The 23,796-nt window shown below is 71.0% G+C and carries 22 protein-coding genes; 16 read left to right on the forward strand and 6 right to left on the reverse strand.

What is annotated here, in order from left to right:
• Positions 1-69 precede the first annotated feature (69 nt).
• The 3 genes from ACZ5CR_RS26950 (at position 70) to ACZ5CR_RS26960 (ending at position 5,224) form a co-directional block, all read left to right on the forward strand.
• Positions 70-1,971 carry an AMP-dependent synthetase/ligase gene (locus tag ACZ5CR_RS26950; RefSeq protein WP_468861853.1) on the forward strand — a complete coding sequence of 634 codons (1,902 nt, stop codon included), beginning with the start codon at positions 70-72 and terminating at the stop codon, positions 1,969-1,971.
• Positions 1,972-2,088: 117 nt separating this feature from the next.
• Positions 2,089-3,666 (forward strand): alpha/beta hydrolase, encoded by a 1,578-nt coding sequence (locus ACZ5CR_RS26955; protein ID WP_468861855.1) that lies wholly within the window; start codon positions 2,089-2,091, stop codon positions 3,664-3,666.
• A gap of 217 nt (positions 3,667-3,883) precedes the next feature.
• A complete protein-coding gene (locus tag ACZ5CR_RS26960; RefSeq protein ID WP_468861857.1) occupies positions 3,884-5,224 on the forward strand; it encodes a hypothetical protein in 1,341 nt (446 codons plus the stop codon).
• 65 nt (positions 5,225-5,289) lie between these two features.
• On the opposite strand, the gene ACZ5CR_RS26965 is transcribed toward ACZ5CR_RS26960, so the two are convergent.
• Entirely contained in the window at positions 5,290-6,144 is an 855-nt protein-coding gene (locus tag ACZ5CR_RS26965) for a helix-turn-helix domain-containing protein (protein WP_468861859.1), read from the reverse strand.
• Between the two features lie 243 nt (positions 6,145-6,387).
• Here ACZ5CR_RS26965 and ACZ5CR_RS26970 point away from each other — a divergent pair, with 243 nt between their 5' ends.
• The 3 genes from ACZ5CR_RS26970 to ACZ5CR_RS26980 all read left to right on the forward strand — a co-directional run bounded on the left by ACZ5CR_RS26970 (position 6,388) and on the right by ACZ5CR_RS26980 (position 9,558).
• Entirely contained in the window at positions 6,388-7,896 is a 1,509-nt protein-coding gene (locus tag ACZ5CR_RS26970) for an MFS transporter (protein WP_468861861.1), read from the forward strand.
• 173 nt (positions 7,897-8,069) lie between these two features.
• A complete protein-coding gene (locus tag ACZ5CR_RS26975; protein ID WP_468861862.1) occupies positions 8,070-8,735 on the forward strand; it encodes a hypothetical protein in 666 nt (221 codons plus the stop codon).
• A gap of 115 nt (positions 8,736-8,850) precedes the next feature.
• Entirely contained in the window at positions 8,851-9,558 is a 708-nt protein-coding gene (locus ACZ5CR_RS26980) for an alpha/beta fold hydrolase (protein WP_468861864.1), read from the forward strand.
• On the opposite strand, the gene ACZ5CR_RS26985 is transcribed toward ACZ5CR_RS26980, so the two are convergent.
• Entirely contained in the window at positions 9,536-9,838 is a 303-nt protein-coding gene (locus tag ACZ5CR_RS26985) for a DUF397 domain-containing protein (RefSeq protein ID WP_468861867.1), read from the reverse strand. The genes ACZ5CR_RS26980 and ACZ5CR_RS26985 overlap by 23 nt on opposite strands.
• Positions 9,835-10,701, reverse strand: coding sequence for a helix-turn-helix domain-containing protein (locus ACZ5CR_RS26990; protein WP_468861870.1), 867 nt, complete (start codon positions 10,699-10,701; stop codon positions 9,835-9,837). Before ACZ5CR_RS26990 ends, ACZ5CR_RS26985 begins: the two co-directional genes overlap by 4 nt.
• 127 nt (positions 10,702-10,828) lie before the next feature.
• Between ACZ5CR_RS26990 and ACZ5CR_RS26995 the strand changes: the two genes are divergently transcribed.
• From ACZ5CR_RS26995 to ACZ5CR_RS27005, 3 genes are all read left to right on the forward strand, one after another.
• Positions 10,829-11,290: an ATP-binding protein gene (locus tag ACZ5CR_RS26995; protein WP_468861871.1), complete on the forward strand. Its 462-nt coding sequence runs from the start codon at positions 10,829-10,831 to the stop codon at positions 11,288-11,290.
• Between the two features lie 197 nt (positions 11,291-11,487).
• Positions 11,488-12,453 (forward strand): hypothetical protein, encoded by a 966-nt coding sequence (locus tag ACZ5CR_RS27000; RefSeq protein ID WP_468861873.1) that lies wholly within the window; start codon positions 11,488-11,490, stop codon positions 12,451-12,453.
• Between the two features lie 133 nt (positions 12,454-12,586).
• A complete protein-coding gene (locus tag ACZ5CR_RS27005; protein ID WP_468861876.1) occupies positions 12,587-13,453 on the forward strand; it encodes an AraC family transcriptional regulator in 867 nt (288 codons plus the stop codon).
• A gap of 81 nt (positions 13,454-13,534) precedes the next feature.
• Here the strand turns inward: ACZ5CR_RS27005 and ACZ5CR_RS27010 are convergent, their stop codons facing one another.
• Positions 13,535-13,849 carry an AzlD domain-containing protein gene (locus ACZ5CR_RS27010; RefSeq protein WP_468861878.1) on the reverse strand — a complete coding sequence of 105 codons (315 nt, stop codon included), beginning with the start codon at positions 13,847-13,849 and terminating at the stop codon, positions 13,535-13,537.
• On the reverse strand, positions 13,846-14,595 hold the full coding sequence (locus tag ACZ5CR_RS27015; RefSeq protein WP_468861880.1) for an AzlC family ABC transporter permease: 750 nt from the start codon (positions 14,593-14,595) through the stop codon (positions 13,846-13,848). Before ACZ5CR_RS27015 ends, ACZ5CR_RS27010 begins: the two co-directional genes overlap by 4 nt.
• Positions 14,596-15,217: 622 nt before the next feature.
• Here ACZ5CR_RS27015 and ACZ5CR_RS27020 point away from each other — a divergent pair.
• Positions 15,218-15,733, forward strand: a complete 516-nt coding sequence (locus ACZ5CR_RS27020) for a helix-turn-helix domain-containing protein (RefSeq protein ID WP_468862154.1) — start codon at positions 15,218-15,220, stop codon at positions 15,731-15,733.
• 147 nt (positions 15,734-15,880) lie between these two features.
• Here ACZ5CR_RS27020 and ACZ5CR_RS27025 read toward each other — a convergent pair whose 3' ends face one another.
• Positions 15,881-16,870: a MurR/RpiR family transcriptional regulator gene (locus ACZ5CR_RS27025; RefSeq protein WP_468861882.1), complete on the reverse strand. Its 990-nt coding sequence runs from the start codon at positions 16,868-16,870 to the stop codon at positions 15,881-15,883.
• Positions 16,871-16,991: 121 nt separating this feature from the next.
• Between ACZ5CR_RS27025 and ACZ5CR_RS27030 the strand changes: the two genes are divergently transcribed.
• The 6 genes from ACZ5CR_RS27030 to ACZ5CR_RS27055 all read left to right on the forward strand — a co-directional run bounded on the left by ACZ5CR_RS27030 (position 16,992) and on the right by ACZ5CR_RS27055 (position 23,624).
• Positions 16,992-18,233, forward strand: coding sequence for a C45 family autoproteolytic acyltransferase/hydolase (locus ACZ5CR_RS27030; RefSeq protein ID WP_468861884.1), 1,242 nt, complete (start codon positions 16,992-16,994; stop codon positions 18,231-18,233).
• Positions 18,234-18,316: 83 nt separating this feature from the next.
• Positions 18,317-19,984, forward strand: coding sequence for an ABC transporter substrate-binding protein (locus ACZ5CR_RS27035; RefSeq protein ID WP_468862156.1), 1,668 nt, complete (start codon positions 18,317-18,319; stop codon positions 19,982-19,984).
• 12 nt (positions 19,985-19,996) lie between these two features.
• The gene (locus ACZ5CR_RS27040; protein WP_366462514.1) at positions 19,997-20,944 is read left to right on the forward strand and encodes an ABC transporter permease; all 948 of its coding nucleotides are present in this window, start codon (positions 19,997-19,999) and stop codon (positions 20,942-20,944) included.
• A complete protein-coding gene (locus tag ACZ5CR_RS27045; RefSeq protein WP_468861886.1) occupies positions 20,944-21,828 on the forward strand; it encodes an ABC transporter permease in 885 nt (294 codons plus the stop codon). The genes ACZ5CR_RS27040 and ACZ5CR_RS27045 overlap by 1 nt, the downstream gene beginning before the upstream one ends.
• Before the next feature lie 3 nt (positions 21,829-21,831).
• Positions 21,832-22,803, forward strand: coding sequence for an ABC transporter ATP-binding protein (locus ACZ5CR_RS27050; RefSeq protein ID WP_468861888.1), 972 nt, complete (start codon positions 21,832-21,834; stop codon positions 22,801-22,803).
• Entirely contained in the window at positions 22,803-23,624 is an 822-nt protein-coding gene (locus tag ACZ5CR_RS27055; protein ID WP_468861890.1) for an ABC transporter ATP-binding protein, read from the forward strand. Before ACZ5CR_RS27050 ends, ACZ5CR_RS27055 begins: the two co-directional genes overlap by 1 nt.
• Positions 23,625-23,796 lie beyond the last annotated feature (172 nt).

Raw genomic sequence — 23,796 nt, forward strand, 5'->3', positions numbered from 1 at the left:
CGCCGAGTTCGTCCTCAATCGCCGGACGGGCTGAATCTCTCCCCCCTCACCGACAAGGAGCCGCCACCCATGTCACCCACCCCGGCCCCCCGCCCCACCCTCGTAGAACCCCACCTGCGTCACCTCGACGGCGCCGTACGCGAAGTCTCCGTGCCGCCGTTCGCCGCCGCCGTCCGCAGTGGGTCCCTCGCCGACATCCCCTTCGACAACGCCCGTGAGGCCCCCGCCGAAGCCGTGCTCTCGCGCAAGGACGGCGACGGGCGGTGGCGGGACGTGTCGGCCGCCGAGTTCGCCGAGGAAGTCCTCGCCGTAGCCAAGGGGTTGATCGCCGAAGGGCTCGCCCCGGGGGACCGGCTCGCGATCATGGCGCGTACGACGTACGAATGGACGCTGCTCGACTTCGCGGGCTGGGCGGCCGGGCTCGTCACCGTGCCCGTCTATCCGACCTCGTCCGCCTATCAGACCCGCTGGATACTCCAGGACTCGGGCGCCGTCGCGCTCGCCGTCGAGACCGTCGCGCTCGCCGCGTCGCTCGGGCCCGAGCGGGACCGGATGCCCGACCTGGAGCACCTGTGGTCCTTCGAGAAGGGGGACGTACGGCGGCTCGCCGAGCTGGGTCGGCGGGGCGACGTCCCCGACGCCGAAGTCGAGCGGAGGCGGCAGGAGTCGCGCCCCGGTTCCGCCGCCACGCTCATCTACACCTCCGGCACCACCGGCCGCCCCAAGGGCTGCGTCCTGACCCACGGCAACTTCTTCGCCGAGGTCGACAACGCGATCGAACTCCTCCACCCCGTCTTCAAGTCCATCACCAAGGAACCGGCCTCCACGCTGCTCTTCCTGCCCCTGTCCCACGTCTTCGGGCGCATGGTCGCCATCGGCTGTCTGCGCGCGCGGGTGCGGCTCGGGCACGCGCCCAGCATTCAGACCGAGGATCTGCTCGGCGACCTGGCGGGCTTCAGGCCCACCTTCCTGCTCGCCATCCCGTACGTCCTGGAGAAGGTCTTCAACACGGGGCGCGCCACCGCCGAGAAGATGGGCCGCGCCTCCTCCTTCGACCGCGCGGCCCGTATCGCCGTCCGCTACGGCGAGGCGGTCGAGGCGCGGCAGCACGGCACGGGACCTGGCCCGACGTTCGGGCTGCGGATGGCCCGCGCGCTGTACGACCCGCTCGTCTACCGGCGGATCCGGGCGGCCCTCGGCGGCAAGGTGCGGTACGCGATCTGCGGCGGTTCGCCGCTCGGACGCCGCCTCGCCGCGTTCTACGCCGGGGCGGGCATCGAGATCTTCGAGGGGTACGGCCTCACCGAGACCACGGCCGCGGCGACCGTGACCCCGCCCCTCAAGCCACGGCTCGGCACGGTGGGCTGGCCGCTGCCCGGTTCGCGGGTGCGGATCGCGGACGACGGCGAGGTGCTGCTCGCCGGGGGACAGGTCTTTTGCGGGTACTGGGACGGGCAGGCACGGAGTGTGGTGCCCGCGCAGGGGGAGTGGTTCGCGACGGGGGACATCGGCGCACTCGACGCCGACGGATATCTGTCCATCACCGGCCGCAAGAAGGACATCCTCATCACCACCGGCGGCAAGAACGTGGCGCCCGCCCCGCTGGAGGACTGGCTGCGCGCCCACCCGCTGGTCGCCCAGTGCATGGTCGTCGGCGACGGCCGCTCCTACATCACCGCCCTGATCACGCTGGAGACGGACGGCATCGCGCACTGGTGCCGTATGAAGAAGAAGGTGCACACGGGCCCCGGCCTCGTGGACGACGCCGAACTGCGCGAGACCCTCCAGCGCGCCGTCGACGAGGCCAACAAGCTCGTGTCGCGGGCCGAGTCCATCCGCCGGTTCGCCATCCTCCCCGGGGAATTCACGGAGGAGAGCGGCCATCTGACCCCGTCCCAGAAGCTGAAGCGGGACGCCATCGAGCGGGACTTCGCGGAGGAGATCGAGGGCCTTTACGGGCACGCACGGTAGCGTCCGTCACGCACGGTAGCAGTTGTCACTCACTGTCACCTGAACGGGCGGGGCCGCCGCCCCGCGCTTAGGGTGATCGAGGGGCAGACCCGACCCTGGGAATCCTGGGAGGTTGCCGTGCGCAGAGCTGGTGCGCTCGCCGGCGTGACCACGCTGGCCGTCATGGGGACAGGGATGTGGCTGCCGGGCGCGAGCGCGGCGGCTTCTCCTTCCGCTTCCCCCTCGCCCGACCTTTCGCGCTTCTACTCGCAGAAGATCAAGTGGAGTGCCTGCGAAGGAGACGGGGCGAGCCTCCTCGAATCCGAGTCCGACGCGACTCCCGTCCCCAAGGACAAGAGCATCCAGTGCGGCAGGATCACTGTTCCCCTCGACTACGGGAAGCCGAAGGGCGACACGGTCAAGGTGGCCATGGTCCGCATCAAGTCCAGTGGAAAGCCCCGGGGCTCGCTCCTGCTGAACTTCGGCGGGCCCGGCGGCGCCGGGGTCTCCGGACTGCTCAGTGCACAGAAGGAGTTCGAGTATCTCGGCAAGGGGTACGACGTGGTCTCCTTCGACCCCCGTGGTGTGGGCGAGAGTTCGCCCGTCAGCTGCGGTGACGCCGGTGCCGAGGAGCAGGGCATGCAGGGGGACTCCGACGACCCCGGCGCCGTACTCGACCGGATGCGCAAGCTGTCCGAGGCGTGCGAGAAGAAGTCCGGGCCGATCCTTCCGCACGTCGGGACCGTCAGCGTCTCGCGCGACATGGACGTCATGCGGCAGGTGCTCGGCGACAAGAAGCTCAACTACCTGGGCTTCTCGTACGGGACGCGGCTCGGCGCCGTGTACAGCGCCCAGTTCCCGAAGAAGGTCGGGCGGATGGTCCTCGACGGCGTGGACACGCTGACCGAGGACGTCGCCGAGCAGGCCCTGGTCAGCGCGGAGGGGCGGCAGACCGCCCTCGACAACTTCACCAAGTGGTGTACGGAGAACGCCGGTTGCGTTCTGGGGACCGACTCTCGCGCGGCGCGTGAAAACATGGCCGAGCTGATCAAGGGGCTCGACTCGTATCCCCTCCAGTCCTCCGACGGCACGGAGTTCACCGGCCAGGACGTCGTGGACGTACTCGGGCAGGCGCTCTACAGCAGGCAGTCGTGGCCCGCCCTTTCGCAGGCGCTCGGCGCGCTGCTCGCGGACGGGGACCCGAGGGCCTTGCTGCGGATGGGCGGCGCATTGGCCGAGCAGGCTCCGCGCTCGCCCGGGGACGTTCCCGCCGACAACATGGCCGCCGCGCTCATGGCCGTGAACTGCCAGGACGATCCGGACCGGCCCGACGAGGACAGCATCGAGAAGGAAGTCACCAAGCTCCAGGAGGAGTTCGATTCGACGTCCGCGGTCTTCGGGAAGTCGACGCTGATGCCGGTGCTCTTCTGCTTCGGGCGGCCCGCCGGTACGGACTACATCCGCGAGGACGTACGGGACGTGAAGAGCCCCGATTTCCTGCTCGTCGGCACGCGGGGCGACCCGGCCACGCCGTACCGCTGGACCGAGGAGACCGCGAAGCGGCTCGGCTCTTCGGCCGTCGTCCTGGACAACAAGGGTGACGGTCACACCGGTTACTCCGGTTCGAAGTGCGTACGGGACAAGGTGGACGGGTTCCTGCTGTACGGGGAGATGCCGAAGAACGGGAGTTCCTGCGGGCGGGCGGAGGAGGACTAGCGGCTCGGGCATCTCCGCGAGGCTGCCCTGCTCCCCGAACGCGTGTACCCAACAGGTAGCCTCCTCGGACCGTTGGCGGCGAGCGGGGAGGCGGTCTGTCACCGTTGCCCGACGACTCGGTTGCCCGGCCGTGAGGCCGTAAGGCCGTATGGCCGTGAGGCCGTGAGGCCGTGAGGTCGCGCGGATCGCCAGGACAGCCCCCAAGAGTAAGGACGAGATGCCGGACGAACCGGAGAGCACCGGACCGGAAGCCCCAGGGATGGAGAGCACCGGGCCGGAGAACTCCAAGACGGTCGACTCCAAGACGGTCGACTCCAAGACGGTCAACTCTGGGCCGGAGACCCCCGAGGCGGATGGGCCCCTACGGCAGGCCCCCGCCCCCCGGCCTTCCGCGCCGGAGCGCCCGGGCCGGATGCGCCGGTTGACCCGTAGCCGGAGTGGCATCGCTGTCGTCGGCGCGCTCGTCGGGGCGCTGCTGGGGGCAGGCGTCATGGCGTGGCGCGCCAATGAACTGCCCTTCGTGGAGCGGGATGTGTGCTGGGGTTCGCTCTCGCCCGATGTCGAGCACGCGCTGTTCTCGGACACGGACGTCCGCAGCCGTGAGCTGCCGCTGCGCCGGGCCACAGAGGACCAGATGCACACGGAGTGCAGCATGCAGGGGTTCGGGGCCGACACGCTGGAGTCTGAGGTCACAGCGTCGGTGCGGACGCTGGGCGAGTTGCGGGGCGCGCAGGCATGGAGCTGGACCGAGGAGTACCTCTCCTCCCGTATGACGCCGCTCGGCGAGGGGATCACCGGCATGGCTTCCTCCACCCGGGCTTGGGTGGCGCTCCCCGCGAGCTGTGAGGAACGCTCGTACGAGCCGGGCGAGAAGCCGCCGTTGCGGGTGGTCACCCTCGCCTCGGAAGCAGCTGACCCCGAGGGTCAGAACGAGGTCGACGCGCGGCGGGGCCTCGACGCGATGTCCCGCGCGGTCGTGCGGTTGGCCAACGGGGTCATGGAACGATACGGCTGCGACGGCCCGTACTCCGACCCGCCGAAGCTCCGCCGCGCCCCGGAGGGCAACGAGATGCCGGACGTCGACGCCGACCGGCTCTGCGGGATCAAGGGCGTCCGACTGCCCAGGTGGGCTCAGGGGCCCGAGGCGGAGGCCGTAGGCACCACGCCGGGCACGAAGCCGGGCACGAAGTCGGGCGCGTCCTCTGCGGACGGAGTCTGGGCGTGCGACGTACGGCAGCCTTTCGGCCCGAGCAGGCTCCGCCTGATGACCGTGGCGGACCCGGAGCTGGCCGGCGTTGTCTCCCGGGTGCTCGGAAACCGGGCCACGCGTCTCGGTGGTGACGGGCAGGGCGCCTACGCGGGCGGCCTGAGCGTCTACACGGCGGACTGCGGATCCGGGCAGGCCGCGTTCGTGGCGTATGAGCCGGGGGAGGAAGGCGAGTCGCACGACGACAAGTCCCTCGCCCTTGCCGTTCTGCCGTCGTACGTCAAGGCGGAGGCGAAGCGCGTCGGCTGCGGCGAGGTGAACGTGAAGGTGCCCAGTAACCCCGCGCCGTGAGGGTGGCGGTTCGGAAGGGCAGCGGCGGCTGCTTGCTGTTGCTACTGACCGCTGTCGGCTAGCGGCTAGCGGTCGGTGCGGGAGGCCGGGCCGAGGCGCAGCATCGCGTCCTCGTTCGCGCTGCCCGGCTCGGCCTGGTAGACCACGAGCCGCTGGCCGTCCGTCCGCGCCAGCTTCATCACCTCGTACGTCAACGTCATCGCGCCGACCTTCGGATGGTCGAAGGACTTGATGCCTCCGCCGCGCTCGCTGACTTCGTAGCGCTCCCAGAGGCGGGCGAAGTCCGGTGACTTCAGGAGGAGTTCGCCTACCAGCGCGGCAAGGCGGGGCGAGTCCACGTCGGCACCGGCGACCGCGCGCAGGTGCGCGACGGACTTGGCGACGGTCTCCTCCCAGGGCTGGTAGAGCACGCGGCCCACGGGGTGGAGGAACAGATAGCGCGTGACGTTGCGCTGCTCGGCGGGCCAGTCCCACAGGCCCGGCATGAGGCGGCGCCCGGCCGGGTTCGCGGCCAGCATGTAGCTGTAGCGGCTGACCACGTACGCGGGCAGCGGGCTCAGGTTGTCCAGCATGTGCTGCACGCTCGGGCGGACGGTGTCCCCGGCGGTGGGGTGCGGCTCCGTGAGGCGGCCGGAGGCCAGCTCGGCCAGCTCGTGCAGGCGCTCGTGGGCGTCGCCGTAGAGACGCAGGGCGCGGGCCAGGGCGTCGATGACCGAGGGGGACGGATTCGTCTCGCGGCCCCGCTCCATACGCGTGTAGTAGTCGACGCTGACTCCGGCGAGGGTGGCGAGTTCCTCGCGGCGCAGGCCGGGGGTGCGGCGCAGGCCGGTCCCTACCGGGAGGCCCGCGTCGGTGGGGCTGATCTGCGCACGCCTGGCACGGAGATATCGGCCCAGCTCTGTTCCCTCTGGTGCTGCCATCTCTCCATTGTCCCTGGCGGCGGGCTGCCGTGGGGGGCCGTGTCAGGGCCAGGAACGCTGCGGTCTGCCAGGGCGACGGGCTTTGCCGGATTCTGTTTCTGCGTGGGCCTCCCGGCGGGGGCACCGGCTCTTCTGGCCCAGGGGCCCGCCTTCCCGCCCACCGGCCCACCGGCCGACCGACCGGCCCACCGGCCCGACCGGCCACCTGCCCACCCGTCCGATCGCCCACAGGAGCCACCACCCATGCCGCCCTCGGCCGTCGCCCCCGCTACCACCCCCACCCCCACTGCTGCCTCCACCTCCGCCTCCACCTCCACCTCCGCCCCCCTCAGCACCGCGCCCCCCACCCGCACCCCTGCTCCCACCTCCACCCCTGCCCCGACGCCTACCCCTACCCCCACCCCCACCCTCGCCCTCCTCGCCTCCCTCCTCGGCTTCACCGTCATCACCATCGACGTGTCCGCCGTGAACATCGCGCTGCCCGCCATCCGCACCTCCCTGCACGGCGGCATGGCGGGCCTGCAATGGGTCGTGGACGCGTACACGTTGATGTTCGCCGCCCTCATGCTCTCCGCGGGAGCCCTCGCCGACCGGGCAGGAGCTCGGCGCGCCTACGCCTGGGGCGTCGGACTCTTCACCCTCGCCTCGCTCGCCTGCGCCCTGGCCCCCGGCATCGGCACGCTGATCGCCGCCCGCATAGCGCAGGGCGGGGCCGCGGCCATCGTCATGCCCGCCTCGCTCGCGCTGATCCGGCAGGCGTACGACGATCCGCGCCGCCGGGCGCGCGCCATCGCGATGTGGACGGTGGGCGGCTCCGTCGCCATGGCCGCCGGTCCCGTACTCGGCGGCGTACTCACCGAGGGGGCGGGCTGGCGTGCCGTCTTCCTCCTCAACCTGCCCATCGGCGCCGTGATCCTCGCCCTCCTCGCCCGCACGGCCCCGTCCCCGCGCCGCCCCGCGCCCATCGACATCGCAGGCCAGGCCACCGCCGTACTCACCCTCGCGGGCCTCGCGTTCGCCGTCATCGAGGGCGGACACCTGGGCTGGACGAGCGCGCCGGTGCTCGGCGCCGCCGCCCTCGCCGTCGTGGCGGGCCTCGGCTTCTACGTCGCCGAGAAGCGGCACAGCGCGCCCATGGTCCCGCTCGGCCTGCTGCGCGAGCGCAAGGTCAGCGTCTCCCTCGCCATCGGCTTCGCCGTCAACGCGGGCTTCTACGGCATCGTCTTCCTGCTCGGCCTCTACTTCCAGCAGCTGCGCGGGATGTCCGCGATCGCGGCAGGCCTGATGTTCGTGCCCCTGGCCGTCATCATCACGTCGACGAACCTCGTCTCACCCCGCATGGCGGAGCGGATCGGCCGCCGCCGGGTCATCGTGGCGGGCCAGGCGGTACTCGCCCTCGCCATGTTCGTACTCCTGCCCCTCGCCGCGAACACCCCGCTCTGGCTGGTGCTCGTCCTGCTCATCCCCACCGGCATGGGCGGCGCGTTCGCGGTCCCCGCGCTGACCGCCCTCCTGATGGACGCCGTCCCCGCCCACCGCGCGGGCACGGCCTCCGGCCTGCTCAACGCGCTGCGGCAGACGGGCGGCGCGATGGCGGTGGCGTTGTTCGGCGCGCTGCTGGCAGCGGACGGCGGCGGTACGGGCTTCTCCGTCCCCGGGATGCGGACGGCGCTCCTCACGGTCGGCCTGCTCCTGTGCGCGACGACGGCACTGGCGGCCTGGCTGCTCCCAAGGGACACCACCCGCACCTGAAGCGCGGCCCCCGAGGCGCGGTCCCCGACGTGTGGGTGTCCATTGCAGAAAAGTCCCACCCAGAAGGGCAAAATGCCCCTTTCTCGTGGGACTTTTCTGCATCCCCGCCCCACCCCCACCCCCGGTCGGAATTCCGTTGGGCTCGCGGCCGTCGCGTCGTTAGCGTTCCCCGTATGCGCCGACAAGCCGAACAAGACCCCGCCACCCCCGGCCCCGTCACCGCCGACGACCTCGACCGCGCGGTCCAACTCGCCCTCACCGCCCTCCGCGAGGCGCCGCCCACGGCGTGGGAGGGCAAGGCGGGAGGGCTGGAGTGGGACTGCTGGGAGACGGTGGAACACCTCAGCGACGACCTCTTCGCCTACGCCGCCCAACTCGGCCCGCGCCAACCGCCCCTGGACGGCGAGGTGCCCTTCGTCTGGGAGCCGCGCAGGCCCGGCGGCCCCTCGAACGCCATCCACGCGGACCGAACGGCGGGCCCCGCCGGACTGCTCCAGGTCCTGGAGGCGAGCGGCGCGCTGCTGATCGCCATGGTGCGTACGACACCGCCGACGATCCGCGCCCACCACTCCTTCGGCGCCTCGGACCCGGAGGGCTTCGCGGCGATGGGGATCGTGGAGACGCTGGTCCACACGTACGACCTGGCCGAGGGGCTGGGGTTGGAGTGGACCCCGCCCGCCGACGTGTGTGCCCGCGTCCTCCACCGCCTCTTCCCGGACGCCCCCTCGGGCGACGACCCCTGGCCGACGCTGCTCTGGGCCACCGGGCGCGGGGAGTTGCCGGGGTCGGGGCGGGCCCGGCTCACGTCGTGGCGGTGGCACGGGGAGCCTCGCGGCTGAGGACCGACCGTATTCCTCGCCATCGGCGCCCTCGGCGCCGATGAGTTCTCTGCCTCCCGGGAGTCCCACCCGTAGCAACAGCAACCCGCACCACAGCCACGGCCATAGCCACCACATGTCCACAGCCCGAGAGCAGTCGTCCAGACCCGAGGCCCGCGTCGTCTCCGCCGACGGCACCGAGATCGCGTTCGAGCAGTCGGGCAGCGGACCGGCCGTCGTTCTGGTCGCCTCAGCACTGGCCGACCGTTCCGACACGACCAAACTCGCGGCTCTCCTCGCCCCGCACTTCACCGTCATCAACTACGACCGGCGCGGACGGGGTGCCAGCGGTGACGCCGACGCCTACGCTCCCGACCGCGAGGTCGAGGACATAGCCGCCCTGACCGAGCACGTCGGCGGTTCGGCGTCGCTGTTCGGCTCGTCCTCCGGAGCGGTCCTCGCCCTGCGCGCGGCAGCCGCCGGAGTGAACGTCGACCGCCTTGCCCTGTACGAACCGCCGTTCGTCGTCGCCGAGGGAGACGACGGACCGCCCACGGACCTCGCGCAGCAGATCACGGCGCTGCTCGCGGACGGCAGGGACAGTGACGCGGTCAAGTACTTCATGACCCGCGTGCAGGGCATGCCCGGCATCGCCGTGTTCTTCATGAAGCTCATGCCGAAGATGTGGGCGAACCTCACCAAGCTGGCCCGCACTCTGCCCTACGACATCGCGGTCATGGGCGACACCCAGCAGGGCAAGCCGCTCGACGCCGAGGAGTGGAAGGGCGTGGCCGTACATCAAGGGGTGAGCGAGTCAGCTCTCAGGCGGCGGCGTGGGCAATGAAGCTCGCCCAAGCGGCTGCGCTGACGCCGAAGTTGGGGCCGTCGGGGTTCTTGGAGTCGCGTACGTGGATGGCGTGGGGGCAGGGGGATACCTCTACGCAGTCGCCGCCTTCGCCACCGCTGTGGCTGGACTTGCGCCAGGCGTAGGCGACTTCGAGGCATGCGCCGCCTTCGCCACTGCTGTGGCTGGACTTGTGCCAGGCGTAGGCGACTTCGAGGCATTCGCCTCCTCCGCCGCTGCTGTAGCTGGACTTGAACCAGGCGAGTTCCGCAGTGTTCATACTTCCCCCAGCATCTTCTCGATCAGGGCCAGCGAATCACGGGGTGTGAGGGCTTCCGATTGCAGGATCCCATAGCGGACGGCGAGTACACGGACTTCCTCCGGAACGGTGATCAAGCGCGGATACGTGTGGATCTCCATGTACGCCACCTGTTGCTGCTTCTTGGGTGTCAGGAGGGTGAACGGGCCGTCCAGGCTCGGCTGTTCCTCCCGAGCCAGTGGCATCACCTGCAATTGCACCGTCCGCATCTGCCCGATGCGCAGGAGCTTACGTAGTTGCTCCTGATGGACAGCGTTCCCGCCGATCGGCCGCAGCAGCACGCTTTCGTCCAGGACGAAGCTGAATGTCGGCGATGGCCAGGGGGCGAAGATCTGTTGACGAGCGAGCCGGTCCGCGACCCGTTTCTCGATGGCTTCCTCGCTCAGTAGCGGCTTCCACTGGGCGAACATGGAGTGTGCGTACGACTCAGTCTGGAGCAGACCTGGCACGGACTGGTTCGTGTACACGTACAGCTGGACGGCCAACGCCTCCAAGTTGGCGTAGCCCCGGTACCACTCCGGATGCCGCGTCCGCGACCTCTTCTGCGCCTCCCGCACGTCATCCACCGCCGCCGCCAGGACACCTCGCCCGTCGAGCAGTTCATCCGCTCTCAGCAGGAACTCAGGCTGCGGAGTCCGCACTCCCCGCTCCATTGCGGAGATCAGCGCCTCCCCGCAGTGGGCCACTGCGCCGAACTCCTTCTGGCTCAACCCGGCCCGTTCGCGCAATACCTTGATCTGTTTGCCCAGAGCCCGGAAGAGATGTGCCGTACCGTCCGCCTCCGAGGGCCGTTCCGGCCTTGCCTCGTGATCCGCGTTCGTCATACCCCGTACCGCCTTTGCATGGTCACGGCCGACGTCTCATACGCCCAACTGACCGCACCCATACAGCTACGCGGAGTATCGGCGCTGTCCCTGGTCAGCGTAGAGCGCACCGACCACGCTCAGTGACATGGAAACCCAAATCTCCACCCCCCAAATGCGGTTCGCGCAGCGCCTCAGTCCTACCCGGAGAGGTGCCCGTCTCGCTCGCAGGCTGGTGGCTCACCAGCTGGACCTCTGGGGAATCCCGCACGGCAGCGACCTCTCCGACAGGGCGGCGCACATCACTGCGGAGCTGGCCGCCAACGCCGTCACGCACGGCCACGTACCCGGAAGGGACTTCGAGCTCCGCCTCATTTACGCGGAGTCGGCGCGCACGCTGCGTATCGAGGTGTCGGACGCGCGGGGCGACCGCGTACCGGAGTTGCGCCCGCCGGATGCCGAGGCGGAGACGGGCCGGGGGCTTCGGCTCATCGAGGCGACCGGCGCGACGTGGGGCGTCACGGAGCGGGGGATCGGCAAGACGGTCTGGGCCGAGCTCCGAGCTCCGAGCCCCGAGCTCTTTTTTGCAAGGAATGGCAGGAAGACTTGAACCCACCCTCCCGCCCTGCTTTCGACGGCCCAACTGCCCGATGCACCAGGGGAGATGACAATTTGTGATCGGGTTGCGACCGAGCGTCGATGTGCTCTAGGTTCGCGACAACAAACGTCAAACGACCCCGGACGGTGCTACGAACACCGGGCCCGGGGTCTGACCAGCCAGATCGCCAACCAAAGAAACGATCCAACATGGCTTGCTCAGACCCTAGCTCCACCCTGCCCGCACCCGCACACCCCATGGCCGGTCCGGGGTACGGGAAACGCCTGGCGCCCGGCCAAGAGAGTGTCCAGCGGGCCGACTTCGAACGTCTGCCCAAGCGTGAAGCGTCGATCGCCGGGTTCATCGACCGCCTGCCCGAGGGCGCAGCGATGGACCACAAGACGCTCGCCAAGCACATCGCCGGGTACGGCCAGGCCGCTGTCCGCAGTGCGCTGAAGAGCCTGGCCCACGCCGGACACCTGCGCCGCATCAAAGAGCAGGTCGTCCGCGAGGACGGTGCGCGCCGCTGGGTGACCCGCACCTACTGGTCGCGCACGGTGCGTACGGCCGCCTGGTGGCGGGAGTTCTGCCGCAGCGTGCGCGGGGTGATGCTGGACGATCGCTGTGGCGGTAGTGGCGGTAGTGGCGGTAGTGGCGGTGGCGGTGGCGGCGGTGGGGAGGGCGGGTCACCGGCCGACGACGTGTCGCCGCCGCGCTCCACCGCGTACCGCGCACTCGCCGGACTCGGCCGTACCGAACCCCGCCTGACGCTCTCGGCGGCGGACTGCGCCCGACTCGAACCCCTCGCCGCGGCCTGGCTCGCGCGCGGGGCGAGCGTGACCCACCTGACCCACGCGCTGACCGCCGGTCTTCCGGAGACGCTCCACAATCCCGGCGGCATCGCGAAACGACGACTGGAGGACAAGATGCCCCCCGAGAGCAGCGGCACCACCGGCCGCGAGACCGTGCTGCGCCGCGTGACGGTCTGCCTGTTCTGCGAGACCACGGGCGAGGAGGACCCTCTGGTCGACGCCCACGGCATGTGCGCGGCCTGCGCGGCGGAGGAGGAGTCGGACGTCCCGGACACCTTCCGTCCGGCACCGCGCCCTGCGGACGTCGCCGCGTACGCGGACGCGGCACGGGTGGCGGCGGGACTGCTGCCCAAGGGCGGATAGAGCCGCAGACAGGGCCGCAGACAGGGCCGTAGACAGAACCACAGATGGAGCCCGACCGGACCGGGCACAGGATGTCGGGTCCGGCAGGGTGGGTCCTTCCTAACGTGAGTGAGCGAAAGGGAAGGAGAACCGGGTGCTGGAGCGGTTGAACCAGGCCATGGAGCGCATCGAGACCCACCTCGATCAGGAGATCGACGTGGGCGGCCTGGCGCGGACGGCCATGACGTCGGAGTACCACTTCCGGCGGCTGTTCTCCGCGCTGGCGGGGATGCCGCTGTCGGAGTACATCCGGCGCAGGCGGCTGACCGTCGCGGGTGCCGAGGTGCTGGGCGGGGAGCGGACGCTGCTCGAAGTCGCCGTGCGCTACGGCTACTCGTCGGGCGAGGCGTTCGCCCGGGCGTTCCGAGGCATGCACGGGGTCGGTCCCGGTGAGGCCAGGCGGAACGGCGCGAGTCTCCAGTCCCAGCCACGGATGTCCTTCCGCCTCATCGTCGAAGGGAACAGCAGCATGCGGTACAAGGTCGTGGACAAGGACGAGTTCCAGATCGTCGGCAGGAAGGCGCGGGTCCCGCTCGTGCATGAAGGCGTGAATCCGGGCATCGCCGAGTTCATCCGGGGGATCGGGCAGGAGACGCTGCGGCGTATCGAGGGCCTGTCGGACCAGGAGCCGGAGGGGATCATCTCGGTGAGCGACAACCTGGACGAGAGCCGTGCCGAGGGGACCGAACTCGACTACTGGCACGGTGTGGTGAGCGGCGCAGAGGCGCCCGAGGACATGGACGTGCTGAGCGTCTCTGCCGGGGCTTGGGCCGTCTTCGAGAGCGCGGGGCCGTTCCCGCAGACGTTGCAGTACATGTGGCGGGACGTGTTCACGCAGTGGTTCCCGTCGAACCCGTACCAGAGTAGGCCGGGGCCCGAGATCCTGCGGACCCGGCTCTCGGACGACGGGACGCGCGCTGACGCGGAGCTGTGGATTCCCGTGGAGCGGACGGCGGTGTGAGCGATGGCGCGCGCGGCGCGCGGCGCGGACTCCTGACGCCGAGCCTGAAGGCGCGAAGGTGGGAGTTGCGGCTTGCGGGGCCTACGCGACTCCCGCAAGACGCAACAGCGCCGTGGTCGCCGCCGCGCCGACCACGACCACGGCGAAGGGCGCCTTCCGCCAGGCGAGCACCCCACCGGCCAGAACACCGAGGGGCCGCGCCCATCCGGCGAAACCGTGCCCCTCGGTGAGCGCGCCGGTGGCGAGCAGGGCGACCAGGAGGACGGTGGCGCCGACGGTCAGCAACTCCTGCACGCGGGCGGGCAGTTCGACGCGCCCGTGCAGGAGGGGTCCGGCGAGGCGGAAGGCGTACGTTCCTGCGGCGAGGGCGAGGATGCAGGCGAGGTAGGCGTTCACGAGTCGCTCCTCCGGGAGACGGGGCGGCCCGGTCCGCGCCGGGCGGCGAGCAGGCCGAGCAGGGCAAGAAGCACGGGCACTCCAGCAGGGAGTACGGGGGCGGCGACGACGGCGATCACGGCACCGGCGGCAGCGGCCCGCCGCGTCGCGCTGTCGGCGCGCAGGGCGGGCAGCACCAGGGCGAGGAGCACGGCGGGGAACGCGGCGTCGAGCCCGAAGCGGTCGGTGTCACCGAGGGCGGAACCGGCGAGCGCGCCGCCGAGGACGCTGACGTTCCATACGGCGAACAGGCCGAGCCCGGCTATCCAGAACGCGGCCTTGCGCTGCTTCTGGTCGGGCTGCGCGAGGACGAAGGCCGCCGTCTCGTCGGTGATCAGATGCGCGCCCAGGAGTCGCGCGGCCCAGGGCCGGCCCAGGCTGTCGGCGACGGCCAGGCTGAATGCGGCTGTGCGGGAGTTGAGCAGCAGCCCGGTCGCCGCCGCGGCCACCGGGCCGCCGCCTGCGGCGAGGATGCCGATCGCGCTGAACTGGGCGGAGCCCGCGTACACGAGCAGGGACATCAGAACCGGCACCCAGACCGGCAGTCCGCCCGCGACGCCGATCGCGCCGAAGGAGACACCGACGACGGCGTCGGCGACCCAGACGAGGGCGATGTCGCGCAGGACACCACGGGGAAGGTGGGAGGGGCGCACGAATCCGTTGTTCGTTCGCTCTGGCGTGCTTTCTGTTCGGTCTGACGAACGCATACGTCGTAGGATGGGTGGAGTGGACCACGTTCGTCAAGCCGAACGAGTGGTCCGCTATAGCGAACGGCCGGTGAGAGGCGAGGGAGTACGGGACATGGTGCGGGGCAGGGCGGACGAGGGATCGGGCGCGGGCGTCGACGAGGCGGCGGGCGCGCGGCCTGGTGCGGGTGCTGTGTCGGGCCTCGGTGCGACGGGCGGTGGTGATTCGGCGGCCTCCGGTGCGTCCGGTGGCGGTGGCCCTTCCGTGTCCAGCGCGGCGTCGGCCCCAGTGGCGGCTCCTGGATCCGACGCGGGCGCGCGGCCTGGTGCGGGTGCTGTGGTGGGCCTCGGCGTGACGGGTGGTGGCGATTCGGTGGGTGGTGTTCCGGTGGTCTCCGGTTCGTCCGGTGGTGGTGGCTCTTCTGTGTCCAGCGCGGCGTCGGCCGCAGTCGCGGCCCTTGGGTCCGGCGCGGGCGCGCAACCTGATGCGGGCGCCGTAGCGTCTTCCGGCGCGACCGGCGGTGCGGGCCCCGCGCCCTCCGGCGCAACCAGCGCCCCGCCCGCTTCCGCCCCGGCAGCCCCGGCGTCCCCGGCCCCCCGCACGGCCCCCTCCCGCCTCCCCCGCGAATGGGTCGCCGCCGCCCTGCGGCGTGAGCGGGCCAAGGCGGGGATCTCGCTCTCCGAGCTTGCCAAGCGGGCCGGGATCGCGAAGTCGACGCTCTCGCAGTTGGAGGCGGCCACCGGTAATCCCGGGATCGAGACGCTGTGGGCCCTCGCCGTGGCGCTCGGGGTGCCGTTCAGCGTGCTCGTGGAGTCGCCCGCGCCCGCCGTGACGGTGATCCGCGCGGGGGAGGGGCCGACCATGCACGCCGAACAGGCCTCGTACGCGGGGACGTTGCTCTCCGCCGGACCTTCCGGCGTCCGGCGCGACATCTACCACGGCGCGTTGGAGCCCGGCTCGGTGCGGGAGTCCGAACCGCACATCCCGGGGTCGATGGAGCACCTGGTCGTCTCCACGGGCCGACTGGTCGCCGGTCCGCGCGACGAGACGGTGGAGCTGTCCGCCGGTGACTACATGTCGTACCGCGGCGACGTCGCGCACCTGTACGAGGCGCTGGTGCCGGGCACGACCTTCGTGCTGGTGATGCAGCACAGCTAGGCAGCACGGCTAGGCGGCACGGCTGGGCGGCACGGCTGGGTGGCGCAGCTAGGCGCCGCGCCGGAAGAGCCGGGACGCGCCGGGATACGCCACGCGTCCGCCGGTGCGTCGTGGCTTGTCGCGTAGTCCCCCGCGCCCCTTCGCGCGCTACCCCTTCCGCCCCCTCGGCGACAGCAACTGCTCCCGCAGTGCGGTGAGTTGGTGTGACGTCTCCACCGCCCGGCCCTCGTCGAGCGTCGCGAGCGCGAGCAGCAGCGCGTCCGCCACCACCAGCGCGGTCAGCGCCTCCGTCGTGATGCCGGTCGGCGTGTGCGGTGCTGTCAGGACCGCGTCCACCCGTGACCCGTACAACTCCGCCAGTTCGTCCGTGACGAGGACGACCCGCGCCCCCACCGCCCGCGCCCGCTCGATCAGGACCGTCAGTTCGGCCAGCGCGCGCCCCGGCTGGAAGATCACCACCGCGTCGCCCTGCCGCACGGCGAGCAGATGGTCGGCGAGGGCGAAACCGGTGTCCCCGAAGTAGCGGGCCCGGCGGCCGATCCTGCCCAGGGCCAACGCCAAGTGGCGCGCGGCCAGTTCGGATGCCGCGATGCCGTAGCAGTGGATCTCGGGAGCCTCCGCGAGGAAGCCCACCGCGTCCCGCAGCGCCTCGCCCGGCGTCAGGCGCCGCGCGTGCTCGATGCGCTCCTGGGCCTCGTCGAAGACGTCGCCCCAGATGTCGTCCAGGTCCCGGCCCACGTGCGCGATGCGCTGCTGGAGCCGTACCTCGGGCGGCACCGCCGACGTGAAGTCCGACGCCAGCTCCCGCTTGAGCGCGGGCAGGCCCGCGTAACCGAGGCGCTGCATGGCGCGGACCACCGTCGCGTTGCTGGTGCCGCTCGCCGTGCCCAGCTCCTGGGCGCTGGCGAAGAGCAGCGACTCGGCGGGGGCGCTGACCACGTACTGGGCGACGGCCCGCTCGGACGTCGACAGAGACTCCCACTGATCACGCACCGTGGCCCGCAGCCGCGCGAGCCCCGCCCCTCCGGAGGGCCCTGCCCCTCCGGAGGGCCCCGCCCCGCTGGAGGGCTCGACCCTGCCGGAGGGCCCGGTCCCGCCGGAAGGCTCGGCCCCCGTACCATCCTCTGAAATTTCCATTACAGCTATTGACTCTCGTGTGATGGCCGTTACTCTCCTGGGCAACGCATTCCAGAAGGAGAGCTTCCCGTAATCAACGTTACAACACGGTCACCGGAAGCTCTCCGTCGCGAGGAGAAGAATGGCACCCCGCACCGCCCCCGACGCCCCCGCAGCCCCCGAACGCTCCCTTCCGCTCGTCGAGATATCCGGCACGCCCGTCGAGCGCGGCCGCCAGTACGGCGAAGCCGTCCGCCCCCAACTGCACGCCGCCCTCGCCTATTACGAGGAGGCGTTCGGCCAGTCGTCCGGCCTGACCTGGGACCAGGTCACCACGCGCGCCGCCCGCTGGCTGGAGCCCGTCCGCGACTACGCCCCCCACCTCGTCGACGAGATGCGCGGCATCGCGGAGGGCGCCGGGGTCGACCTGCTCGACGTGCTGGCCCTCAACGCCCGCGGCGAGGTCATCTACGACCGCTCGTTCGCCACCATGGAGGCCGAGAAGGCCACGCAGATGAAGGGGGAGGAGAGGAAGGAGGAGGAGACGAAGGGGGAAGAGACGAAGGAGGAGGCCGCCGACGGCTGCACCTCCTTCGCCGCCTACGGAGAGGCCAGCGGCGACGGCCACGTCTGGGCCGGGCAGAACTGGGACTGGCGGGCCGGGGTCGCCGACACCGTCGTCATGCTGCGCATCGTCCAGCCCCCGCACCCGACCCTGATCATGCAGGTCGAGGCGGGCCAGGTCGGACGCCAGGGCGCCAACTCAGCGGGCATCGCGCTCAACGCGAACGGCCTGGGCGGGCGCTTCAACGACGCGATCGGCCTCCCGCAGACCGTCGTACGCCGCAGTGTCCTGGACCAGCACGCCATCACCGACGCCCTGGACGTGCTCTGCCGCACCCGCGCGCACATCGCCTCCAACGCCCTGCTGACCTGCCGCGAGGGCTTCGCCGTCGACCTGGAGACGACACCCGCCGGGCACGGCTGGATGTACCCCACCGACGGGCTCCTCGTGCACGGCAACCACTACCAGGCGGGCATCCCGGCCGCGATCGCCGCCAACTACCGCCCCATGTCGTCGGACTCGCTCGTCCGCGTCCCGCGCGCCGAGCAGGGACTGAAGGCCCTGCGCTCCTCCACCGGCGCCGACGAGTCGCGCAAGCTCATCAAGCAGGCCATGTCCGACCACCTCGGCCACCCCGAGTCGCTCTGCACCCACCCCGACCCGCGACAGCCCGAGGTCAAGCACTGGGCCACGCTCGTCTCCTCCTGCGTGGATCTGACCAGCGGCGATTACCACGTCACCGCGGGCACCCCCTGCGACCGCGACTACCAGCACATGCCCTGGAACCTCTACGACGGCCCGTACGGAGACAACAGATGACGAGGACCGAGAGGACCGAGAGGGTCGAGAGGGTCGAGAAGGCCGAGAAGGCCGAGAAGGCCGAGAGGACCAAGAGGGCCGACATGACCTGTACTGCGAGGGGCCGACGGCGCCGGGCGGCGGTCACCGGGATCGTCGCAGCCACGCTCCTCACCGCCGTCGCCGGATGCAGCGGCGCCGACACTGCCGCCACCGGCGGAAAGCCCGCCGACGCCGCGAAGCTGAAGCTGAGCGCGACGACCGCCCCCGCCAAGGGCGCCCTGGACAAGGCGAACTGGCTTCTTGAGGACGAGCCGGACTCGCTCGACCTCGACACCCAGGGATCGAGCGCGGGCCGCGTCGTCCTCACGAACGTCTGCGAGCGGCTCTACCAGCTCCAGCCCGACATGACGACGAAGCCCTTCCTCGCCGAGAAGGCCCACGCGCCCGACGACAAGACCCTCGTCCTGACCGTCCGGGACGGCGTCACCTTCCACGACGGGTCGAAGCTGACCGCCGACGACGTGCTGTGGTCCCTGAAGCGGCACGCCGATCCGGACATGGAGCAGGCCGACGAGTTCGGCAACGTCAAGTCCATGAAGAAGACCGGCGACCGCGAGATCACCGTCCGCTTCAAGTCGCCCGACGCGCTCTTCACCAAGGCGCTCGCCGGTGACGCGGGCATCGTCTGGAACAAGAAGCGGGTGACCGGTTCCGGAGAGGACTTCGGAACGCCCGGCCAGGGCGACGCGTGCAGCGGCCCGTACGAGCTGACGGGCTGGAAGTCCGGCGACTCGATCACCATCGAGGCGTACGACGGCTACTGGGGCAAGAAGCCGCTGACCCGGCAGGTCGTCTTCCGCTGGGCATCGGACAGCGCGCTGGTCAACGCCCTGAAGACGGGCGCGGCCGACGGAACGTACGCGGAATCCCCGAACACCGCCTCCGCCCTGCGCACCAGCAAGGGGCTCGACGAGCACTACGGCCCGTCCACGGCGTCGCTCGTGCTCATCCCGACGGCCCGCGGCGGCCTGAAGGACCCGCAGATCCGGCGGGCACTGTCCCTCGCGATCGACCGGACGGGCATCGCCAAGTCGGGATACGGCGGGCTCATCCAGCCGTGGGCCACACCGGTCGGCTCGGGCGCCTGGGGGTACGAGAAGGATGAATTCGAGGCGGCGCAGGAGGAGTTGTCCGCGTCCGCGCCCGACACCCCGACCGCCGACGACCTGGCGAAGGCCAAGGAGCTCGTGAAGGAGGCGGGCGCGCCGGCCGATCCCATCGTGATCGGCACGGACAGCAGCCAGGGGCGGACGGTCGTCGCGAACGCCGTGCGTTCCGCGCTCCAGCGGATCGGGCTCAAGGGGCAGATCAAGACGGTTCCCACCGCCCAGTTCGAGGAGTTCTACAGCGATCCGGCCGCGCGGGCCGACATCGATGTGCTGGTCGGGGACTGGTACATCTCCAAGGCGGACCCCATGGGCTTCTACGACAACGGCCTCTCCGACTCCTCCAACAACTGGGTCGGCTTCAAGGACGCGACGTACGACAAGTTGGTCCGGAAGGCGCTGAGCACCCTGGACGACGCGAAGCGGGCCGAGCTCGCCATCGACGTACAGAAGCGGTTCGTGGACGCGGGGGTGTGGATCCCGGTCGCGCAGGTCCCCTCGGCCCTGGTCATCAGCGGAAAGCTGACGGGCCCGCCCGCTTCCCAGGCCTACCTCTACTACCCGTGGGCGGCCGAACTGGGCCTCAAGACGAAGAAGGGCTAGGTGAGACGGACCATGCTCGCTCGGATCTCCCGGCGTCTCGCCGGACTTGTCGCCACCCTCTTCGCCGCCTCGTTCGTCATCTTCGCCGCCGTGTACGCGGCGCCCGGTGACCCGGCGGTGTTCCTCGCGGGCGGCCGGGACAAACTGACACCGGAGCGCCTCGCCCAGGTGCGCTCCCAGTACCACCTGGACGAGCCGCTGGTGGTCCAGTACGGCCGTTGGCTGTGGGACTGCGTCCACTTCGACCTGGGACGCTCCTTCAAATACAGCGACCAGGTGGCCGACCTGGTGACGGCCCGCTTCCCGACGACACTCCAACTTGTCGCGTACGCGACCGTGCTGTTCGTCGTCCTCGGAGTCGGCGCCGGAATCCTGGCCGCGGTCAAGCGGTCCACGTGGGTGGACTCGGCGGTGGTCGGGGGCACGACGCTCGCGGCCTCGGTGCCTTCGTTCGTGGCGGCGATCGCGCTGGTCTCCCTGTTCGGGGTGCAGCTGGGGTGGTTCCCGGTCTCGGGCTCGGGGGAGGGCTTCGGGGGCACGCTGCACCATCTGACCCTGCCCGCACTGTCGTTGGCGCTCGGCGCCCTCGCCATCATCAGCCGGGTCACCCGGCAGGCGATGGCGGACGCCGCCGCGTCCGACCACGTGGAGGCGGCGCGCGCCTCGGGCGTCCCGGAACGGGACATCATCCGACGGCACGTCCTGCGCAACGCGCTCGGGCCGATCATCACGATGTGCGGACTCGTCATGGCGGGAATGCTGGCGGGCACGGTGGTCGTGGAGACGGCGTTCGGCATCAGCGGGATCGGTTCGCTCCTCGTGGGCGCGATCAATACGCACGACTTCCCGGTGGCGCAGGCGGTCCTGCTGCTCATGGTCACCGGCTACATCGTGGTGACGACCCTGGTGGACGTGGTGCACCCGCTGCTCGACCCGCGAGTGAAGGAGGCACGTTCCTGATGGCTTCTACCCCTTCTACCGCTACTTCTGCTGCTTCCGGTGCTTCCGCCGTGGCGCTCGCGCCCTTGGCCGTACGCCGTCGTCGACGCCCCATCGGGGTGCTGGTGGCCGCGGGCCTGCTCGGCCTCGTCGTACTGGCAGCGGTTCTCGCACCGCTCCTCGCGCCCTACGCCCCCGACGCCATCGACCTCTCGGCATCACTGGTCGGGACGTCCGGCGAGCACCTCCTGGGCACGGACTCGTCAGGCCAGGACCTGCTCTCGCGCGCCCTGTACGGAACCCGTACGAGCCTGATCGCGCCGGTCCTGCTCCTCGCCGTCGCGGCCGTCCTCGGCGTCACGCTCGGGGTGCTCGCGGCATGGCGCGGGGGATGGGTGGACGCGCTGGTCTCGCGGATCACGGACGTGATGTACGCGTTCCCCGGCCTGCTGTTCACCGTCCTGATCATCGCGGTCTTCGGCGCGGGAATGACGACGTCGGTACTGGCACTCGGCCTCGCCTTCACGCCGACGATCGCCAAGTACGTACGCTCGCTGGCCCTTTCGGAATCGCGCAAGCCGTACGTCGACGCCTACCGGGTGCAGGGAATGGGCGGCGCGCGGATCTGCGTCGCGCACCTGGTGCCGAACCTGGGCCGAGCGATCCTGGGCTACCTGGTGGTGTTGTTCGGGGAGGCGCTGATGTCCCTCGCGACGCTGTCGTACCTCGGCTTCGGCGCCCAACCGCCCTCATCCGACTGGGGCCTGATGGTGCAGGAGGGCCAGGCGGCCGTGGTCCAGGGCGCGTTGCTCCCGGCACTCGTCCCCGGCACGGCCATCGCGCTGGTCGTCGTGTCCTTCAACGTGGTCGGGGTCTGGGCCGCCGACCGGCTAGGGAGGCAGTGACCCATGCTGCTCGACATCGAAGACCTCACTCTGCGGGTACCGGGCGCGGCCCGGCCGCTCCTCCAGTCGGTGTCCCTCACCGTGCGGCCCGGCGAAGTCGTGGGCCTGGTGGGCGAGTCGGGATCGGGGAAGTCGACCACGGCGAAGGCGGCGCTCGGCCTCCTCCCGGCCGGGGCCAGGACATCGGGCTCCGTCCGCGTGAACGGCGCCGAAGTCCTGACCCTCACGGGCGAGGCCCTGCGCACGCACCGCGCGCGGACGGTGGCCATGGTCCACCAGGACCCCCGCGCCGCCCTCAACCCGGTGCGCCGCATCGGCGACTTCCTGGTCGAGAGGGGCGCGACGCGCGAGCGTGCCGTGGAACTCCTGGACGCCGTGGGCCTTTCCGACCCCGAACACCGCGTACGCCAACGGCCGCACGAGCTCTCGGGCGGCATGCTGCAACGCGTGGTCATCGCGGGCGCGCTCGCGGCGGAGCCGAGCCTGTTGCTCGCGGACGAGGCGACCAGCGCGCTCGACGTCACGACGCAGGCGGAGATCCTGGCCCTCCTGCGCCAACTGCGCTCCACCCGGGACCTCGGCCTCCTCTTCATCACCCACGACCTGCACCTCGCGGCGGCGTACTGCGACCGCGTGTACGTCATGTACGCGGGCCGCGTGGTGGAGGAACGCTCGGCCGAGGCCCTGTTCGCGACACCGGCCCACCCCTATACGCGGGGCCTGCTCTCCTGCTCGCCCACCCTGGGCGACACGACCCACACCCTCCACCCGATCCCGGGCCGCCCGCCGTCCCTGTCGGACACGTTCGAGGGCTGTCCGTTCGTGTCGCGGTGCGGGGACGCGGAGGAGTCCTGCCGGACGTGGACGCCGGAGCGGTTGAAGCTGGACGACGGCGGAACAGCGGCGTGCATGGTCGTGGGCGGGCACCCCGATCTGCGACCGCAGAGCACGGAAACGACCGAGGTGAGCCACTGATGTCCACGTCCCTCGACCTGCTGGCGGTAGAAGGCCTGAGCAAGAGCTACCCCTTGCCCGGCGGTGGTCGCCACCAGGCGGCCGACAACGTGACGTTCACCGTCCGGCCCGGCGGTTCCGTGGGCATCGTGGGCGAATCGGGCTCGGGCAAGACGACGGTCGCCCGCATGCTGGTGGGCCTGGTCCGCCAGGACTCCGGCACGGTGACCGTGAAAGACCGCCCACGCGAGGCCCGTACGCCCCGCAAGCGCACCGCACGTCTGGCCAGGGCGAGGGAGATCCAGATGGTCTTCCAGGACCCCTACCTCTCCCTGGACCCCCGCCTCACCTCGTCCCAGTGCCTGCGCACGGCCCTGCACCTGCACGGCAGGGACGAGAAGCTGGCGGCAGGGCTCCTGGACCAGGTGGGCCTCGGCTCACGCGAGGCCGGCGCCCGCCCCCGCGAACTCTCCGGCGGCCAGCGCCAGCGCCTGGCCATCGCGAGGGCGCTCGCGGTGGATCCCCAAGTCCTGGTCCTGGACGAGGCGGTGGCGGCTCTGGACGTGTCGATCCAGGCCCAGATCCTCCAGCTGCTCGGCGAGATCCGCCGGGACACCGGGGTGGCTCTGGTCTTCGTCAGCCACGACCTGGCCGTCGTCCAGCACATCACCGACGAGGTCCTGGTGATGCGCCGGGGCAAGGTGGTGGAACAGGGGCCCACGGACCGGGTACTGACGGCACCGGAGGACCCGTATACGAACCTGCTGCTCGCCTCGGTCCCGGGCGAGGGCTGGAACCCACAGGATGTGACGTCGGCGAGGGCGGCATTGAGCTCGGCATAGGCCAGGGCGGCATTGAGCTCGGCGTAAAGGCGGGGCCCTGCACAAACGCGGGGCCCTGCACAAACGCGGGGCCCCGCACAAACGCGGGGCCCCGCATAAAGGCAGGAGCCCTGTCTCCGCGCTTGCGCGCGGGGACAGGGCTCCTTGGGTACTGCTATCCGTGTCCGGATCA

The sequence above is a fragment of the Streptomyces sp. NPDC031274 genome, assembly GCF_055570235.1.

What these genes read in the sequence shown, in the direction of transcription:
- ACZ5CR_RS26950 (WP_468861853.1), top strand. Translation starts at nt 70, where the DNA reads ATGTCACCCACCCCGGCCCCCCGCCCCACCCTCGTAGAACCCCACCTG.
- ACZ5CR_RS26960 (WP_468861857.1), top strand. Translation starts at nt 3,884, where the DNA reads ATGCCGGACGAACCGGAGAGCACCGGACCGGAAGCCCCAGGGATGGAG.
- ACZ5CR_RS26965 (WP_468861859.1), bottom strand. Translation starts at nt 6,144, where the DNA reads ATGGCAGCACCAGAGGGAACAGAGCTGGGCCGATATCTCCGTGCCAGG.
- ACZ5CR_RS26970 (WP_468861861.1), top strand. Translation starts at nt 6,388, where the DNA reads ATGCCGCCCTCGGCCGTCGCCCCCGCTACCACCCCCACCCCCACTGCT.
- ACZ5CR_RS26975 (WP_468861862.1), top strand. Translation starts at nt 8,070, where the DNA reads ATGCGCCGACAAGCCGAACAAGACCCCGCCACCCCCGGCCCCGTCACC.
- ACZ5CR_RS26980 (WP_468861864.1), top strand. Translation starts at nt 8,851, where the DNA reads ATGTCCACAGCCCGAGAGCAGTCGTCCAGACCCGAGGCCCGCGTCGTC.
- ACZ5CR_RS26985 (WP_468861867.1), bottom strand. Translation starts at nt 9,838, where the DNA reads ATGAACACTGCGGAACTCGCCTGGTTCAAGTCCAGCTACAGCAGCGGC.
- ACZ5CR_RS26990 (WP_468861870.1), bottom strand. Translation starts at nt 10,701, where the DNA reads ATGACGAACGCGGATCACGAGGCAAGGCCGGAACGGCCCTCGGAGGCG.
- ACZ5CR_RS26995 (WP_468861871.1), top strand. Translation starts at nt 10,829, where the DNA reads ATGGAAACCCAAATCTCCACCCCCCAAATGCGGTTCGCGCAGCGCCTC.
- ACZ5CR_RS27000 (WP_468861873.1), top strand. Translation starts at nt 11,488, where the DNA reads ATGGCTTGCTCAGACCCTAGCTCCACCCTGCCCGCACCCGCACACCCC.
- ACZ5CR_RS27015 (WP_468861880.1), bottom strand. Translation starts at nt 14,595, where the DNA reads ATGCGTTCGTCAGACCGAACAGAAAGCACGCCAGAGCGAACGAACAAC.
- ACZ5CR_RS27025 (WP_468861882.1), bottom strand. Translation starts at nt 16,870, where the DNA reads ATGGAAATTTCAGAGGATGGTACGGGGGCCGAGCCTTCCGGCGGGACC.
- ACZ5CR_RS27030 (WP_468861884.1), top strand. Translation starts at nt 16,992, where the DNA reads ATGGCACCCCGCACCGCCCCCGACGCCCCCGCAGCCCCCGAACGCTCC.
- ACZ5CR_RS27035 (WP_468862156.1), top strand. Translation starts at nt 18,317, where the DNA reads ATGACCTGTACTGCGAGGGGCCGACGGCGCCGGGCGGCGGTCACCGGG.
- ACZ5CR_RS27040 (WP_366462514.1), top strand. Translation starts at nt 19,997, where the DNA reads ATGCTCGCTCGGATCTCCCGGCGTCTCGCCGGACTTGTCGCCACCCTC.
- ACZ5CR_RS27045 (WP_468861886.1), top strand. Translation starts at nt 20,944, where the DNA reads ATGGCTTCTACCCCTTCTACCGCTACTTCTGCTGCTTCCGGTGCTTCC.
- ACZ5CR_RS27050 (WP_468861888.1), top strand. Translation starts at nt 21,832, where the DNA reads ATGCTGCTCGACATCGAAGACCTCACTCTGCGGGTACCGGGCGCGGCC.
- ACZ5CR_RS27055 (WP_468861890.1), top strand. Translation starts at nt 22,803, where the DNA reads ATGTCCACGTCCCTCGACCTGCTGGCGGTAGAAGGCCTGAGCAAGAGC.